Below are 14,505 nucleotides of genomic sequence, written 5' to 3'. Positions count from 1 at the left end.
TCGGTTTCTTGTTCTGATTCTCAAACGGGGCGGCGAAGATAAAGCCGGTTGCCGCCATGGGGCATCGGGCTGAAGCCACGCCGTTGCAGCCAGGCGATGCTGTCGCGTTCCCCGATGGCGCGCTGCACCTCCACGGCCTGCAGCCCGAGCTGGCGGGCATGATGGCCGGCGACATCCAGCATCCAGCCGCCCAGGCCGCGTCCACGTGCCTCCTCGGCCACGGCCAAGCGATGTACCAGCAGGCTCTCCTGCAGGGGCAGGAATACGGCGAAGCCGTCGATGGCGGTGCGCCATTCGGCCAGGAACAGGGATTGCTCGTGCTGCAGGGCATGGAAATCCAGCTTCGCCGCATCGGAGAGCGCGCTTTGTGCGATCTCGATCAGGCGCGGCAGATCGTTGCGATCGGCCAGTCGCATGCGATGTTCGATCCGCTGGATCACCTGCATTTGGGGGACCCCCTTCTGGCGACTCCCTGATTTCCGTCTCTCAGCTTCGGGCGGTGGGGCTGGGCTGTCAACGACTGCCGTAACGGCAGCGGGAAGGACGGTCAGGGTTTGAGATCGACGGCGCCGATGATCGGCCCGTTGGAACCGGCATTGAGCATCTGCAACATGACGACGGCGCCCTGGTGACTCCAGTCGGTGCCATCGAGGTCGGGCACGTCGTAGCGTCCGGCCCGGCCATTCCAGCGACCGAATTCGTTCCAGGCGCGGGCCACATTCAGATAGCTCAGCGTGCGGCCATGGTTCTCGCCGCGCTCTATGGTCACATCATGCTTGCGGTCATAACGGCAGAGCAGCAGTTTGGCCTCGCCCTGCCAGTTCGGCATGTCAGGCACCACGATCTGCCAGCCCTTGGCCCTGCCGCGCTCCGCACGCAGCGGTACATGGGTCTGTCTGCTGGCCTTGGCCAGAGCCTTTTCCACAGCTTCGCGATTGGAGCCCACCGCCTGGAACTGGCCGTCGATCACCACCTGCGGTGTATAGATCTGGCGATTGCCGATGCCACGCGCGTAATCCTGCTGGCGGACATTGTGGCCCTTGCGGCTCAGCGTGTCCTTCCAGCCGAGATAATCCCAGTAATCGACATGCAGCGAGATCGGCAGTACGCCGGGCTTCTTCGCCCATTCGGTCATCAGCGCATCGGCCGGCGGACATGAATTGCAGCCTTGACTGGTGAACAGCTCCAGTACCACCAGCTGCGACGGCGCAGACGTCTGTGCGCGGGCCGGCTGGCCTGTAACCAGCGCCAGAAGTGCAACCAGCATGGCCGACAGCCCCAGCGAGAGCCAATGTCGCGTTCCCATCGTCATGCCGCTGAAACTAGGCATTCGGTGGCATCCCGACCAGTCACGTTGCGGTGAAATTTGCCAGCCGCCGATCCAGCAGGCTGTCGGGCAGGGGCATCAGGCGCGGCGCATAGGTCCATAACAGGGCGGCCCTGACCGGGCGATCCGGGAAAATCGCCTGCAATAATCCGCGATACAGTGCCATTTGATCCAGATAGGCGGGGTCGACCTCTTCGGGCCTGGCCGGCGGCGGTCGGTTGGTCTTGAAATCAACCACCAGCACGGCCGTGTCCGTCACCAGCAGGCGATCGATCTGGCCGCTCACCAGCCGCTCGCCCAGACGGCCGACCAGTGGTGCTTCAACATGGGCGTTGGATGCGAAGACCGCAGCGAAAATGGGATCGGCAAGCACGGCCAATGCCTCACGGGCAATCTCGGCCCGGGATGCCTGCGCCAGGCCATGCATCGGATGGGCGAGATAGCGCGCGGCAGCCTGTGCGCGTTCCGCTTCGGACAGATCGGGCAGGGTCTGCAGCAGCCGGTGGATCAGTTTGCCGCGCGCCAGGCCGGCGCGGCGGTCCGGCGCGGTGGGGCCGAGCGGCGGCGGTTCGGCCTTGCTCGGGCGTGAGGGGCTGAGCGGGCGTGGTGGTGCCGGTTCTGGCGGCGGCGGATGATGCAGCCAGATCGGCGCTGTAAAATGCCCTGGCTGAATCTCGGGCGGAACCGCTTTCGCCTGCTGGCCGGGGAAGGTTTCAAACCGCAATCCCTCATCGCCCCAGGGCAGGGCGACGACCTGTTGCGGCTGCAGGCTGGCGAAACCGGCGGAGACCAGATCGTACCAGCTTCCCTGCGGCGGGCCGCTGTCGGCGGTTTTGCCGTTGAGATAGCCGCAGACATACAGCCGGTCGCGGGCGCGCGTCAGCGCCACATAGAGCAGGCGGCGGTATTCCGCCATCTGCTCGGCGCGGCGGGCGCTGCGCAGAGCAGTGGTCAATGCCGTGTCGTTGTCCTTGCGCATCGGCCAGTAGAGTTGCGGCACGGCCTGGGCGGCACGCGGGCCGCCCATCACGGGCCGCCGCGGCGGCTGCGGTGCCTCGCCCCAGAGCAGGCCTTCGCCATCCTTGTCCTGCGGCAGGTCGCAGCAATCGGGCAGGATCACCACCGGCGCCTCCAGGCCCTTGGCACCATGCACGGTCAGTACGCGCACCTCGTTGCGGCCCTGATCGAGGTCGCGCTTGATCTCGCCGGCATGGCGCGGGAACCAGGCGAGGAAACCCTGCAGGCAGGGCGCGGCCTCGCGTTCATAGGCCAGGGTGGCGCTGAGGAATTCATCGATCGGTTCGTTGGCTTGGCTGCCCAGCCGGGCGATCAGGCGGCGCCGGCCGCCGCCGGCGCCCAGCATCGCGCTATAGAAAGCAAAAGGCGGCATCAGGTCGGCACGGCCAAGCATCTGGCGCAACTCATCGCAGGCAGCCTGCCAGTGCGGCCGTTCATGGGCGCGGCGGCGCAGTTCACGCCATAGTCGGGTTTCCTGCCGCCGCCAGCACAGTGCGAAGAGGTCGTCCTCGCTGAAATTGAACAGCGGGCCTTTCAGCACGGCGGCCAGCGTCAGGTCGTCGTCGGGCAGCAGGCAGAAAGCGCCCAGCGCCAGCAGATCGAGAACCGCGACCTGTTCGGCCAGGATCATGCGGTCGGCACCGGCTACCGGCACATTGGCGTTCTTCAATGCCTGCACCATGGCCTCGAAGAACACATTGCGCCGCCGCACCAGGATCATCACGTCGCCGGGCTGGATGCGGCGGCCAAGGGCGGGCAGGTCTTCGGTGTCGATCCAGTGCCTGATCCGCGCCGCGATGGTCTCGGCCAGCCGTACGCGCGGATCCTTCCGGCCGACATAATCCAGCGGCGCATCCCAGGGTTCGCTCTGCGCTTTCGGGTCGGGCTTGAACGGTGGCCAGAGTTCGATGCGGCCAGCTTCTTCCGCGCGCCTGGCCTTGTGGTGCAGCGGGCGGTCGTCTTCCACCACGCCGGGCCTGGCGGCGTCCTGCGCAAAGACGGCGTCCACCAGTTGCAGTATGGCAGGCGCCGAGCGGAACGACATTTCCAGTGGCACGGGATGCAATTGTTCGCCCACGGCCTCGGCGCGGCGGCGGAAGTCGCTGCGCATGTCGAGGAAGGCCTGCGGCCGCGCGCCCTGAAAGCTGTAGATCGACTGCTTGACGTCACCGACGGCGAAGATGGTGCGACGTGGGCCGTCATGCGCGCCGGCACCGCTGAAGAATTCCTCCGCCAGGGCCGCCACCACCGACCATTGATCGGGGCTGGTATCCTGCGCCTCGTCGACCAGGATATGGTCGATGCCCTGGTCCAGCTTGAACATCACCCAGGGCACCTGGCTGGGTTCCACCAGCAGGTCGCGGCTTTTCAGGATCAGGTCGTCGTAATCCAGCAGGCCATGGGCGGTCTTCAGCGCGCCATAGGCATCCAGCAGTCGCTCGCCCAGCCGCAGCAGCATGGAGGTGGCCTCGGCGATGGCGACCGCATTGAGCTGCTGCAGCAGGGCGATCAGTCGGTCCTGTTCCTGCTTCAGGGTATCGGCACAGGATGGATCGGCCTTCAGCGCTGCCTTGCTGGCAAGGTTGCTGCGCGGTTCGCCTTTCTGGGTGAAGAAAGACGCCAGCCATTCGGCTTCGAAGCGTTCGACAGGGCTATCGGCGGCCAGCCAGCCGGCCAGTGGTTCACCCAGTTTGCGGTCATTCGTGCCACCCTGCACCAGCGCGCCCACCGCGCGTCGCAGATCGGCCATAGCCATGCCGGCAACATGCACACCGATGATGGCCCCGCGCGTGGCATCGGGTGGCAGGCCAAGCTGGGCATAGAGCGCGCCGGAAGCCGCCGCAGAGCCGCCATGCGCCTGCAATAGCAGGCCGAGGTCGCGTCGTTTGCCGAGCAGCACCTTGATCAGGTTGCCGAAGCGGCTGTCGTCCACGCGTTCGGCGAAGAAGCGGATCACCGCCTCGAAAGCCGGATCGTTCAGTCCGTCGGCCAGCACGCGGTCGCGCGCCACCGCGAAGAGTTCCCTGGTCACCGCCTCGTCGGCGACGGCAAAGCCCGGCGGCACGCCGGCCTCGACGGGGAAACGTTTCAGCAAGGCCTCGCAGAAGGCATGCACGGTCTGCAGCCGCAGGCCGCCCGGCGATTCCAGGGTACGGGCGAACAATTTGCGCGCTGCAATCATGTCTGCTTCGCCGACCTGCTGGCCAAGCAGATCGAGCAGTTCGGTTTTCAGGGCCGCGTCGGCCAGCGTGGTCCATTTGCCCAGGCGCTCGGTCAGGCGCAGGGCCATCTCGGCGGCGGCGGCCTTGGTGAAGGTGAGGCAGAGGATGCCGCTTGGCCGCGTGCCCATCAGCAGCAGGCGGGTGACGCGGTCGACCAGCACGCGGGTCTTGCCCGATCCGGCATTGGCGGCCACCCAGGCCGACAGGTTCGGATCGGCGGCGACGCGCTGGTTGGTCTGGTGGGCGTGAAGCTCGCTCATGCGTCTTCTCCGCCGCCTTCGGCGCGTTCGGCCACGCGGGCGAGGTGGTCGTAGTCGCCGGCATAATCGACGAATTGCGGCCGCGGCCGTGACAGGTAGGGTGTGGTGGGATCGTCGAATTTCGCCACCCAGGCCTGCAGGCGGGCCAGAGCTTCGTCAGCGAGAATATCGGGCGGCGAAACCGGTGGGCGGCCGCCTTCGACGGGTTTGGCCTCGCCCGGCGGATCGCCGCCGCCAAGCCGGATATAGACCAGTTCGGCGATCCTCGCCGGATCGAGCCCTTCGAAACCGCCATGTGTGGCGATGGCCGCTTCCAGCGCGAGTTGCGGGGACAGGCCGGTCTGCACCTGTTTGGGCGAGGGTGGGCGGCCGGTCTTGTAATCCAGCACCGCCAGACGGCCATCGGCCGCATTGCGGTCGATGCGGTCGGCCTTGGCTTTCAACGTGAAGGAGCCGCCGGGTGCGTCAAAAGCATAGCTGCCCTCGCGCTCCAGCAATGCGGGACGGAACCCGGCGGCGCGGCGTTCGCGCTCATTGGTCAGGAACCAGCGCATGGCGCGTTCGAAACGTGGCCACCACAGCGCGGCGATTTCCGGCCGTTCCAGCCATGCGCCGAATTTCATGCGACCCAGTTCGAGCAGTTCCGGCAATGCCGTCGCGTCATCCGGCAGGTTTTCGCCATGGCGGGCCAGAAAGGTTTCCAGCACGGCGTGGATGACGTCGCCACGCAGCCTGGCATCCGGCGGCTGGCCCGGCGGGTCAAGCCGGCGCAGGCCAAGGATGCGCCGCGCATAGACTTCGTAAGGATCACGGACCCATTTTTCGATAGCCGTGACATACAGCTCGCGCGGCCGCGCCTCCAGCGGCGGCGTGGGGCGCGGCGCGGCGATGGAGACTGCGGCGGCCGGGCGGTCGAGCCATTCGGTCCAGGCGAGATAACGCGGTGCCAGCGTGGCCTGCCAGCGCGCATCGTCCTTCAGCAACGCATCCAGCCGCAACAACCAGCGTGCCGGTACGGTTGGTGTGCCGTCGACTTTGGATGCGCGAGTGAGGATCACTTCGTGGCTGCTGGCGGCCTGCACAAAATCCTGCGCGGTCTGGCCCAGCCGGCGTTCCGGCGCGCTGAGGCCCAGATGCTGGCGCATCGGGCGGCTCAGCCAGGGGTCTTCCCGGGCCTGCGGCGGCCAGGTGCCTTCGTTGAGGCCGCCGAGGATGATGCGGTCGGCATGCTGCAGACGTGCTTCCAGCAGGCCCCAGATGAACAGGCGTGGATGACGGCCATAACGCGGCCGCACCATCTGACCTTCCAGCAGGGCTTCCAGCAGGCGCGGCCAGGCAGCCGGCTTCAGCGTACCGAAATGCGGCGCGGCCTTCAGTAATTCGGTGATCAGGTCGTGCAGGGCTTCGCCATCTTCATGCTGCCACAGGCTGGGAGGTTCCCCGTCGTTGGTTTGCGCCAGCGCATCGGCGGCGCGGATCTGCGCCTCCAGCAGCGTATGCAGTTCCGTCTCGTCCTGCCGTATCGCGGCGACCAGAGGCTCCATGGCGGTTTTCAGCCGCGCCAGCGGCGGCAACAGGTCGGCATGCTCGGCCAGTTGAAGGGCCAAGGCATCGAGACCCTGCTTCGGCTGTCCACGGCGCAATACCTTGCGTTCGATTCGGCGCGCCCAGCGCAGCAGGTCCTGTCGTGCCATACCCAGCCGGCAGAAGGGATGCTTGAGCAAGGCCAGCAGGGCAACGGCACTGAAATCCTCTGCCACGGCTTCTGCGATCAGGCGCAGGAATACCGCGGGCGGCATCTGGCCCAGGGGCTGGCCGGCGGAATCGTCGATCTCGATGCCATAGCGCGTCAGCTCGGCAGCCACGCGTCGCGCCAGCATACGATCCGGCGTGACCAGTGCGGCGGTGCGGCCGGGTTGTTCCAGCGTTTCGCGCATGGCCAGTGCGATGGCCAGTGCCTCCTCGCGCGGGCCGGGTGCTTCTATGCGGTGCAGGTTGCGAAAGGCATCGTCGGCGATGCCGCCCGACAGTTCGCGCCAGCGATGAGTTTCTCCGGGCGGCAGCAGGGCAGACGACAGCAACGCAGCGCGCGTGGTTTCGATGGTTGTGTCGCCATCTTCAGCAGGCCATGGCCTGACTTCGTTCCGCAGCACGCCCATGGTGTCGAGCAGATGCGCCAGGGCATGCTGGGGATGGGTCGGCTCATCGCGTGCGCCCTGCCATGCGGCCTCGTCGAGGCTGGTATCCAGGCCGGGCAGTACCACGGCGCCCTGCGGCAGCCGGGCCGCCAGTTTCAGCAGACGCGCGGTGGCCGGGATTGTGCCGGTGGAGCCGGCGGCGATCACCGGATCGGCGGGCGGATTCTCCTGCCAGTGTTCGATCCAGCGCTGGGTCAGGCGCTGGCGGTATTCGGCGGTATCCAGCCGGCCTTGTTCCATCTTGATGGCCGGCCAGGCCTGACGGATCACCTGCAGGAAATCGAGCGTCTGCTGCCAGTGGCCGGCGAGTTCCAGCGGCACCAGATCTGGCAGCTTGTCCAGCGAGGTTTCCTCGGTGGCGACAGCATCGAGCAGATGGCCGAGTTCACGTGCCAGGCGCAGGGCATTGGCGGGATCGTGTCCTGCCAGCGGCGAGGCCAGCACCAACTTAGCCAGCAGCAGGCTGCGATCCAGTGTGGAGAAAGGCTGGGCCTCCCCGCCATCGCCGCCGATGCCGCGCAGTTCCAGTTCGTCCTCGTCGATATCGCCCAGCGGCCGTATCTGCGGCAGCAGCAGCGCGGCGCCATCGCTCAGGCGCAGGAAGGCCTCGGCCAGCGCACGGCAGGCGCGGCGCGTGGGCAGCAGGATGGTGATGCGGGAGAGCTCAATCGGGTCTTTGCCCCAGCGTTGCAGCATGCCAGCCGCGAGCAGGTCCAGAAACGGCCGGCCTGGCGGGATGGTGTAGACGGCGGGATCAGTCGCCATGGCCGCCAAGCAGGGCCTCGGCGGCAGCGAGGCCTTCATGGTTGCCTACATCCATCCACAGGCCGCGATGGGCCAGACCATGCAGGCGGCCGGCAGCGATGACACGGTCGTAGATCAGGTTCAGCGAAAATGGCCCCATGGGCACATCGCGGAACAGATGCGGCTGCAGGATTTGCACGCCGGTGAAAACATAAGGCGCCGTCGGCAGGTCGCCACGCCGCGTGAGTCGGCCATCGGCGCTCATCATGAAGTCACCCGCCCCGGCATGGCCGGTGGCCTTCTCGCGCGGCTGCACCAGCAGCAGGGCATCCATCCGCGCCGGATCGAAAGCCTGTGCCAGGCGCCGCAGGGCCGGTTCGGCATCGTCGCGCCAGATCAGGTCGGCATTGACGGCGAAGAACGGCGTATCGCCCAGCAGGGGTAATGCCCTGGCGATGCCGCCACCGGTTTCCAACAATAAGTCACTTTCATCGGAGATGATGATGGCGATGTCGCGGCGCTGCGCCAGATGATCGCGAATCTGCCCGCCGAGCCAGTGGATGTTGACCACGGCGCGTTTCACACCGGCCTCGACCAGACGGTCCAGGCAGCGGTCTAGCAGGTTGCGGCCCGCCACGGGGATCAACGGTTTTGGTGTGCGGTCGGTGAGAGGCCGCAGCCGCGTGCCGAAACCGGCGGCCAGAACCATCGCGGTTTCAGGCAGGGCGATCATGAGGCCAGGCTGAGCGCGGGCAGGCCCGGCAGCGGCTTGCGGCGCAATTCGGCCGGAACGGCTGCGTCAATCCAGCGCCGCAGGTCGGCGAGCGCCGGATGCGTGAGATCGTGTTCGACCAGGCGCCACATGCGCGGCATGAAGGCCTGGTAATGCGGTTTGCTGTCGCGTTTCCACAGTCGCGTGAAGATGCCGACAATACGCAGGTTGCGTTGCGCGCCCAGGATGGCATAGGCACGGCGGAACGCGGCATCATCAATCCCACTGCCGGCGATGTAGCGCCGCAGCATGGCTTCGGCCAGATCGGGTGCGACGTCGCGGCGTGCGTCTTCCAGCAGCGAGACGAGGTCATAGGCCGGATGGCCGGCGACGGCATCCTGGAAATCCAGCAGGCCGACACGGGCCGGGCCCGTGCGCCCAGGGAGCCAGATCAGGTTTTCCGCATGGAAGTCGCGCAGCACCAGGATGCGCGGCGGCAGGCAGACTTCGGGGGCCAGCGCCTGCCACAGGGCCTGGAATTCGCGTCGTTGCGTCTCGGGCGTGTCGCGGCCGGTCAGCGCCGGCAGATACCAGTCGGTGAACAGGCCCAGTTCATCGATCAGCCGTGCTTCGTCATAGGGCGCCAGATCGGCCGGCGCGGCATGACGATGCAGGTCGAGCAGGAAGTCGATCGCGGCTTCATAAAGCGGCAATTCATCGTTGCCCTGGCGGATCAGGCGGGCATAGAGATCGTCGCCCAGGTCTTCCAGCAACAGGAAGCCGTGTTCGGCATCCTCGGCCAGAATGCCGGGCGCGCTGTAACCATGCTGCAGCAGCAGGCGCGCGATCTTCAGGAAGGGGCGGACATCCTCCTGCGGCGGTGGCGCGTCCATCAGCACAGCCGGGCGGCCATCCAGATGCAGGCGTTCGTATCTGCGGAAGGAGGCATCGCCGGCCAGTTTTGCCCGATTGGCCGCGCCCCAGCCGGCGCGCGTCAGGAAATCATGGGACAGGGCGGAACGATCAGACATGAGCGGAGGCCGAAAGCGAGGAAAGGCGTTGCGCCCATGCCGCATCGCCGATCAGGTCGGCGCGGCGGGCGGCAGGCGGAGAGTCGAGCGGGGTGAGCCGCAGGGTCAGGGCGCCGGCCGGCGGGTGCTGGCCGAGCCGGTCGGGCCATTCGATCAGCACGATGCCGTCCTGCAGGGCTTCATCCAGGCCAAGCTCGTCCAGTTCGCGCGGATCGGCCACCCGATAGAGATCGAAATGCCACAATGTGCCCTGCGGGGTGTCGTAGGTCAGCACGATGTTGAAGCTCGGACTCGGCACTTCGGTGCCGGCGCCGCACAGGCTGCGGATCAGGGCGCGCGCAAAGCTGGTCTTTCCGGCCCCAAGCGGCCCGTCGAGCAGCAACGCGTCGCCCGGGCGCAGCAGCGGCGCAAGCCGGGCGGCCAGCGCGGCGGTGGCTGCCTCATCGGGCAGCATCAGGCTGCGAATCACGGACATGACAGCACTCTACTGACGGGCGGACAGCGCCGCAATCTGGCGCTCGGCCTCAGGCACCCGGCATGGGAGCAGGATTTCGACCGTCTCCGCGCCATCCTCGGCAACATCCTGCCGCAGGCTGGCGCCATGCAGGTCGAACAGGCCGCGCGCGACGATCAGCGAGAGATTGGCCTTGGCGCGTCGTTGCTCGGATGGATCCACCAGATCGGCGAAAACCTGGCGCGGCTGCACCGGACTCAGGCCGCCGCTATGGCATTCGATGCGCAGGCCCAGCCGGCTATCGCCGTCGCGCGCCACCTGGATCGCGACGCGACCGCCTTGCGGCGTACCGTCCAGTGCCGCAGCCATAACGCTGTCGAGGGCCTGACGCAGGCGCTGACTGTCGCCCGTGATGGCCGTGTCGGGCACGAGATCGGGCAGGTCGAGCATGATGGCGCGCCGTTCGGCCAGTTCCTGCCACTGCGCGGCATCATCGCGCCACAGGCTGTCGAGCCTGACTTCCGCGGGATCGAGCGCCATCTGGCCCACCTCGATGGTGGCGATGGCGATGATGTCGTCCAGCAGGCGCAGCAGGTCGCGCGAGGTGCGCATGATATCGCTGCAATATTCTTCCTGCCGGGCATTCATCGGACCGAGGATGCCCTGGGCCAGAACTTCGGTCATGCTGATCAGCGTGCCCAGCGGCGAACGCAGGTCATGCGTGATGTTGCTGATGAAGGCGGCATTCATGCGGTCGGTGCGTTCCAGCGCCTCGTTGCGCTCGCGCAGAGCGCGTTCGATGCGGATGCTGGCGCTGACATCAAGATAAGTATAGAGAACGGCGCCGTCGGGCAGCGGGACCGAGGCATAGTCGATCACGGCGCCGTCACCGCGCTCCAGGCGGCCACGGCTGGCCTTGCGGCTGGCGAAACTGTCGACCAGCCTCTCGCGCATCTGGTTCCAGTCCGGGCCGCGCTGCATCAGCGGCCGTGCCGCCTCCAGCACCTCGGTGATATGCGGCTGGCGGTTCAGCAGGTCGGGATCGATCTGCCAGAGCTGGGCGAAGGCGCGGTTATACAGCGACAGGCGGCCGTCGGAGCCATAGACGACAACGGCTTCGTAGAGATTGTCCAGCGTGGCGCGCTGCACCGCGATCATGGTGTTGGTGGCGCGCTCCAGCGTCAGTTGCCGCGTCACGTCGTCATAGGCGAACAGCAGGCCGCCGGACGGATAGGCGCTGATCACCAGCCGGAGCGTCGAGCCGTCGGGCAGGTGGATCAGTTCCTCCTGCCGTTCGATCACGGTGGTGAACAGGGAAAGCTGGTTGCGCTTGTAGGCCTGCCAGTCGATCTGTTCGGGCAGGCGCCGCTCGGCCCTAAGCTGTTCCAGCACCTCGCCAAACCCCGGCCGGGTTTCCAGCCAGGCCTCGTCCAGTTGCCACAGCCGCGCATAGGCGCGATTCCAGATCAGCAGCTTCTTGTCCGGACCGTAGATCGCTGTGGCGGTGGAGATGGTGCGCAGCACCTCCATATGGGCTTCCATATGGCGGCGCAGCTGGCCGCGCGCATCGGCTTCCGGCGTGATGTCCTGGCCGAAACCCAGCGTGCCGGCGCCGGCCGGCAATTCAAAGATGCGATAGTTGCGCCGATCACCCTCGGCGACGAAACGCCGCTCCTGCATCTGCAGCGCATTCGCCGCCAAGGCGGCCCTGGCCAGTTCGCGCGACTGGTCGAGATCATGCGACGATGCCAGTTCCAGACCGCGTTTCACGGCTTCCTCGGCATCGGTCTCGGCCAGCTGGGCATAGCGGGCATTGACCCAGACGAGGCGGCCGCTGCCATCGCGGCGCCAGATCGGAAAGGGCGCGGCATCCAGTAAGGTCTTCGCCTCAGCCTCCGTGCGACGCAGGGTGGATACCTCCACGCCCTGGCGTTCATGCTCGGCCTGCAGGGCCGCCAGCCGTTCCTGCAGGGCGGCTTTGGATTTGCGTTCGCCGTCGCGCTCGGTGGTTCGCGTGTCGAAGGCCGCCAACGCGGCCTGCAACTGGTCGGCAAGTCGGCGGGCACGCAGGGCCTGCCAGCCGGCCACGCCGATGGCCGCTCCGGCAATGGCGCCAAGCCAGATCGTTTCGTTCAGCGGCATCGGTCCGCATTCCCCTGCATCGCGCCACTATCGGCCAGCCCGGCGGCCCAATACAAGGCGTTAAAAACAGCAAAGGCCGGTCCGGGGATTTTCCCGGACCGGCCCTCTGCGAAGCGGTAACGATTCGATCAGTAGCGGTAATGATCCGGCTTGAACGGGCCTGCCTCGCCAATACCGAGATACTTGGCCTGCTGGGCGGTCAGCTTGGTCAGCTTGGCGCCCACCTTGGCCAGATGCAGGCTGGCGACCTTCTCGTCCAGATGCTTGGGCAGGGTGTAGACCTGCTTCTGGTACTTGCCCGGATTGGTCCACAGCTCGATCTGCGCCAGCACCTGGTTGGTGAAGGAGGCGCTCATCACGAAGCTGGGGTGGCCGGTGGCATTGCCCAGGTTCACCAGGCGACCTTCCGACAGCACGATGAGGCGCTTGCCATCGGGGAATTCGATCTCATCCACCTGTGGCTTCACATTGTGCCACTTGTAGTTCTTCAGCGCGCCGATCTGGATCTCGCTGTCGAAGTGGCCGATGTTGCAGACGATGGCGCGATGCTTCATGTGGCGCATGTGGTCCAGCGTGATGACGTCCACATTGCCGGTGGCGGTGACGAAGATGTCGCCCTTCGGGGCGGCTTCTTCCATGGTGACGACTTCATAACCTTCCATCGCCGCCTGCAGAGCGCAGATCGGATCGATCTCGGTGACCATGACGCGGCAGCCGGCATTGCGCAGGGACGCGGCCGAGCCCTTGCCCACATCGCCGAAACCGGCGACCACGGCAATCTTGCCGGCCATCATCACGTCGGTGCCGCGGCGGATGCCGTCGACGAGGCTTTCGCGGCAGCCGTAGAGGTTGTCGAATTTCGACTTCGTCACGCTGTCGTTCACGTTGATCGCCGGGAACAGCAGCTTGCCTTCCTTGGCCATCACATACAGACGATGCACGCCGGTGGTGGTTTCCTCGGTCACGCCCTTGATGGCGGTGCCCATCTTGGAATACCAGCCCGGCGCTTCCTTCAGCTTCTTGGCGATCGCGGCGAAGAGGACGGTTTCCTCCTCGTTGGTCGGCTTCGAGATCACCGAGGCGTCCTTCTCGGCCTGCATGCCCAGATGGATCAGCAGGGTGGCGTCGCCACCATCATCCAGGATCATGTTCGGGGTGCCGCCATCGGCCCATTCGAAGATCTTGTGGGTGTAGTCCCAGTATTCCTCCAGCGTCTCGCCCTTCACGGCGAAAACCGGGATGCCGGCCTTGGCGATAGCAGCGGCGGCATGATCCTGGGTCGAATAGATGTTGCACGAGGCCCAGCGGATGTCGGCGCCCAGCGCCTTCAGGGTCTCGATCAGCACCGCGGTCTGGATCGTCATGTGCAGCGAGCCGGCGATGCGGGCGCCTTTCAGCGGCTGCTTCTTGCCGAATTCCTCGCGGATGGCCATCAGACCGGGCATTTCGGTCTCGGCCATGTCCAGTTCCTTACGGCCCCAATCGGCGAGGCCGATATCCTTGATTTTGTAATCCGCGCTCATTTCGCAGCTCCAGCTTCCGTCAGTTTCACAACTGCGCGGCGGTATAGCAGGGCCGGAAAGGGTCTGTCCAGTCTTATATAAAGAAATCTTTATATAGGAATATAAGGTTACCGGATAATTACTCCGACTCCCCGAATTTGCCTTCCACCAGCTCGATCAGGGCGGTCATGGCGGCCTGGGCCTCGGTTCCGGTCGCGGTGATTTCGATGCAGGAGCCCTGGGTACCGGCCAGCATCATCAGGCCCATGATCGACTCGCCGTTGACGGTCTGGCCGTCCTTGGAAACCTGGATCTTGGCCTGGGGGAAGCGGGCGACGACCTGCACGAACTTGGCCGCCGCGCGGGCATGCAGGCCCCGCTGGTTGGGGATCACCACGCTCTGCCGCAGCGGCGCTCCGGTGGCGGTTGCTCCATCCATCAGGCGGATTCCCCGGCCAGTAGCTTGGAGGCCACGTTGATATATTTGCGGCCGGCTTCCTGGCCGGCATTCACGGCTGTCGCCATATCGGACTTGGTGCGCACGCTGGCCAGCTTGATCAACATCGGCAGGTTGACGCCGGCGATTACTTCCACCTTCGCCTGATCCATGATCGAGATGGCAAGATTGGATGGCGTGCCGCCGAACATGTCGGTCAGCACGATCACGCCACGGCCGGTTTCGACGGCGGCCACGGCGGCGAGGATGTCCTTGCGGCGTTGCTCCATATCATCATCCGGTCCGATACAGACGGCGCGCATGTTCTTCTGCTGCCCGACCACATGTTCGGTGGCGTGGATGAATTCCTCGGCCAGGCGGCCATGGGTGACGACGACGATGCCGATCATACAGCCGATCCTGGAACGATGCCGGTCATTGGGGATCCTCGAAATTGCCG

The 14,505-nt window shown here is 66.1% G+C and carries 11 protein-coding genes; all 11 read right to left on the bottom strand.

Going from position 1 to position 14,505, the window contains the following annotated elements:
- Positions 1-20: 20 nt before the first annotated feature.
- The gene (locus ACK4FJ_RS09480; RefSeq protein ID WP_409765751.1) at positions 21-446 is read right to left on the bottom strand and encodes a GNAT family N-acetyltransferase; all 426 of its coding nucleotides are present in this window, start codon (positions 444-446) and stop codon (positions 21-23) included.
- Between the two features lie 101 nt (positions 447-547).
- Entirely contained in the window at positions 548-1,330 is a 783-nt protein-coding gene (locus ACK4FJ_RS09475) for a DUF1223 domain-containing protein (protein ID WP_409765749.1), read from the bottom strand.
- Positions 1,331-1,349: 19 nt separating this feature from the next.
- On the bottom strand, positions 1,350-4,826 hold the full coding sequence (gene addA, locus ACK4FJ_RS09470) for a double-strand break repair helicase AddA (RefSeq protein ID WP_409765747.1): 3,477 nt from the start codon (positions 4,824-4,826) through the stop codon (positions 1,350-1,352).
- Positions 4,823-7,789, bottom strand: coding sequence for a double-strand break repair protein AddB (addB, locus tag ACK4FJ_RS09465; RefSeq protein WP_409765745.1), 2,967 nt, complete (start codon positions 7,787-7,789; stop codon positions 4,823-4,825). The genes addA and addB overlap by 4 nt, the downstream gene beginning before the upstream one ends.
- Positions 7,779-8,501 (bottom strand): nucleotidyltransferase family protein, encoded by a 723-nt coding sequence (locus ACK4FJ_RS09460; RefSeq protein ID WP_409765743.1) that lies wholly within the window; start codon positions 8,499-8,501, stop codon positions 7,779-7,781. The genes addB and ACK4FJ_RS09460 overlap by 11 nt, the downstream gene beginning before the upstream one ends.
- On the bottom strand, positions 8,498-9,511 hold the full coding sequence (locus ACK4FJ_RS09455) for an aminoglycoside phosphotransferase family protein (protein WP_409765741.1): 1,014 nt from the start codon (positions 9,509-9,511) through the stop codon (positions 8,498-8,500). The genes ACK4FJ_RS09460 and ACK4FJ_RS09455 overlap by 4 nt, the downstream gene beginning before the upstream one ends.
- On the bottom strand, positions 9,504-9,986 hold the full coding sequence (gene tsaE / locus ACK4FJ_RS09450) for a tRNA (adenosine(37)-N6)-threonylcarbamoyltransferase complex ATPase subunit type 1 TsaE (protein WP_409765739.1): 483 nt from the start codon (positions 9,984-9,986) through the stop codon (positions 9,504-9,506). The genes ACK4FJ_RS09455 and tsaE overlap by 8 nt, the downstream gene beginning before the upstream one ends.
- Before the next feature lie 9 nt (positions 9,987-9,995).
- Complete coding sequence (locus ACK4FJ_RS09445; RefSeq protein WP_409765737.1) at positions 9,996-12,107, bottom strand: PAS-domain containing protein; 2,112 nt, start codon at positions 12,105-12,107, stop codon at positions 9,996-9,998.
- A gap of 128 nt (positions 12,108-12,235) precedes the next feature.
- Positions 12,236-13,630: an adenosylhomocysteinase gene (gene ahcY / locus ACK4FJ_RS09440; protein ID WP_409765735.1), complete on the bottom strand. Its 1,395-nt coding sequence runs from the start codon at positions 13,628-13,630 to the stop codon at positions 12,236-12,238.
- Between the two features lie 118 nt (positions 13,631-13,748).
- Positions 13,749-14,048, bottom strand: coding sequence for an HPr family phosphocarrier protein (locus ACK4FJ_RS09435; RefSeq protein ID WP_409765733.1), 300 nt, complete (start codon positions 14,046-14,048; stop codon positions 13,749-13,751).
- Positions 14,048-14,455 carry a PTS sugar transporter subunit IIA gene (locus ACK4FJ_RS09430; protein WP_409765731.1) on the bottom strand — a complete coding sequence of 136 codons (408 nt, stop codon included), beginning with the start codon at positions 14,453-14,455 and terminating at the stop codon, positions 14,048-14,050. Before ACK4FJ_RS09430 ends, ACK4FJ_RS09435 begins: the two co-directional genes overlap by 1 nt.
- Between the last annotated feature and the right edge of the window lie 50 nt (positions 14,456-14,505).

Source organism: Ferrovibrio sp. (assembly GCF_046297595.1).
Lineage (GTDB): Bacteria > Pseudomonadota > Alphaproteobacteria > Ferrovibrionales > Ferrovibrionaceae > Ferrovibrio.
The sequence above is the reverse complement of the archived record's forward strand: the minus strand, read 5'-3'. Positions and strand labels throughout refer to the sequence as shown.

Bases quoted from the DNA above. Each gene is read 5' to 3' on its own strand.
- ACK4FJ_RS09480 (WP_409765751.1), bottom strand. From the start codon at position 446: ATGCAGGTGATCCAGCGGATCGAACATCGCATGCGACTGGCCGATCGC.
- ACK4FJ_RS09475 (WP_409765749.1), bottom strand. From the start codon at position 1,330: ATGCCTAGTTTCAGCGGCATGACGATGGGAACGCGACATTGGCTCTCG.
- addA (WP_409765747.1), bottom strand. From the start codon at position 4,826: ATGAGCGAGCTTCACGCCCACCAGACCAACCAGCGCGTCGCCGCCGAT.
- addB (WP_409765745.1), bottom strand. From the start codon at position 7,789: ATGGCGACTGATCCCGCCGTCTACACCATCCCGCCAGGCCGGCCGTTT.
- ACK4FJ_RS09460 (WP_409765743.1), bottom strand. From the start codon at position 8,501: ATGATCGCCCTGCCTGAAACCGCGATGGTTCTGGCCGCCGGTTTCGGC.
- ACK4FJ_RS09455 (WP_409765741.1), bottom strand. From the start codon at position 9,511: ATGTCTGATCGTTCCGCCCTGTCCCATGATTTCCTGACGCGCGCCGGC.
- tsaE (WP_409765739.1), bottom strand. From the start codon at position 9,986: ATGTCCGTGATTCGCAGCCTGATGCTGCCCGATGAGGCAGCCACCGCC.
- ACK4FJ_RS09445 (WP_409765737.1), bottom strand. From the start codon at position 12,107: ATGCCGCTGAACGAAACGATCTGGCTTGGCGCCATTGCCGGAGCGGCC.
- ahcY (WP_409765735.1), bottom strand. From the start codon at position 13,630: ATGAGCGCGGATTACAAAATCAAGGATATCGGCCTCGCCGATTGGGGC.
- ACK4FJ_RS09435 (WP_409765733.1), bottom strand. From the start codon at position 14,048: ATGGATGGAGCAACCGCCACCGGAGCGCCGCTGCGGCAGAGCGTGGTG.
- ACK4FJ_RS09430 (WP_409765731.1), bottom strand. From the start codon at position 14,455: ATGATCGGCATCGTCGTCGTCACCCATGGCCGCCTGGCCGAGGAATTC.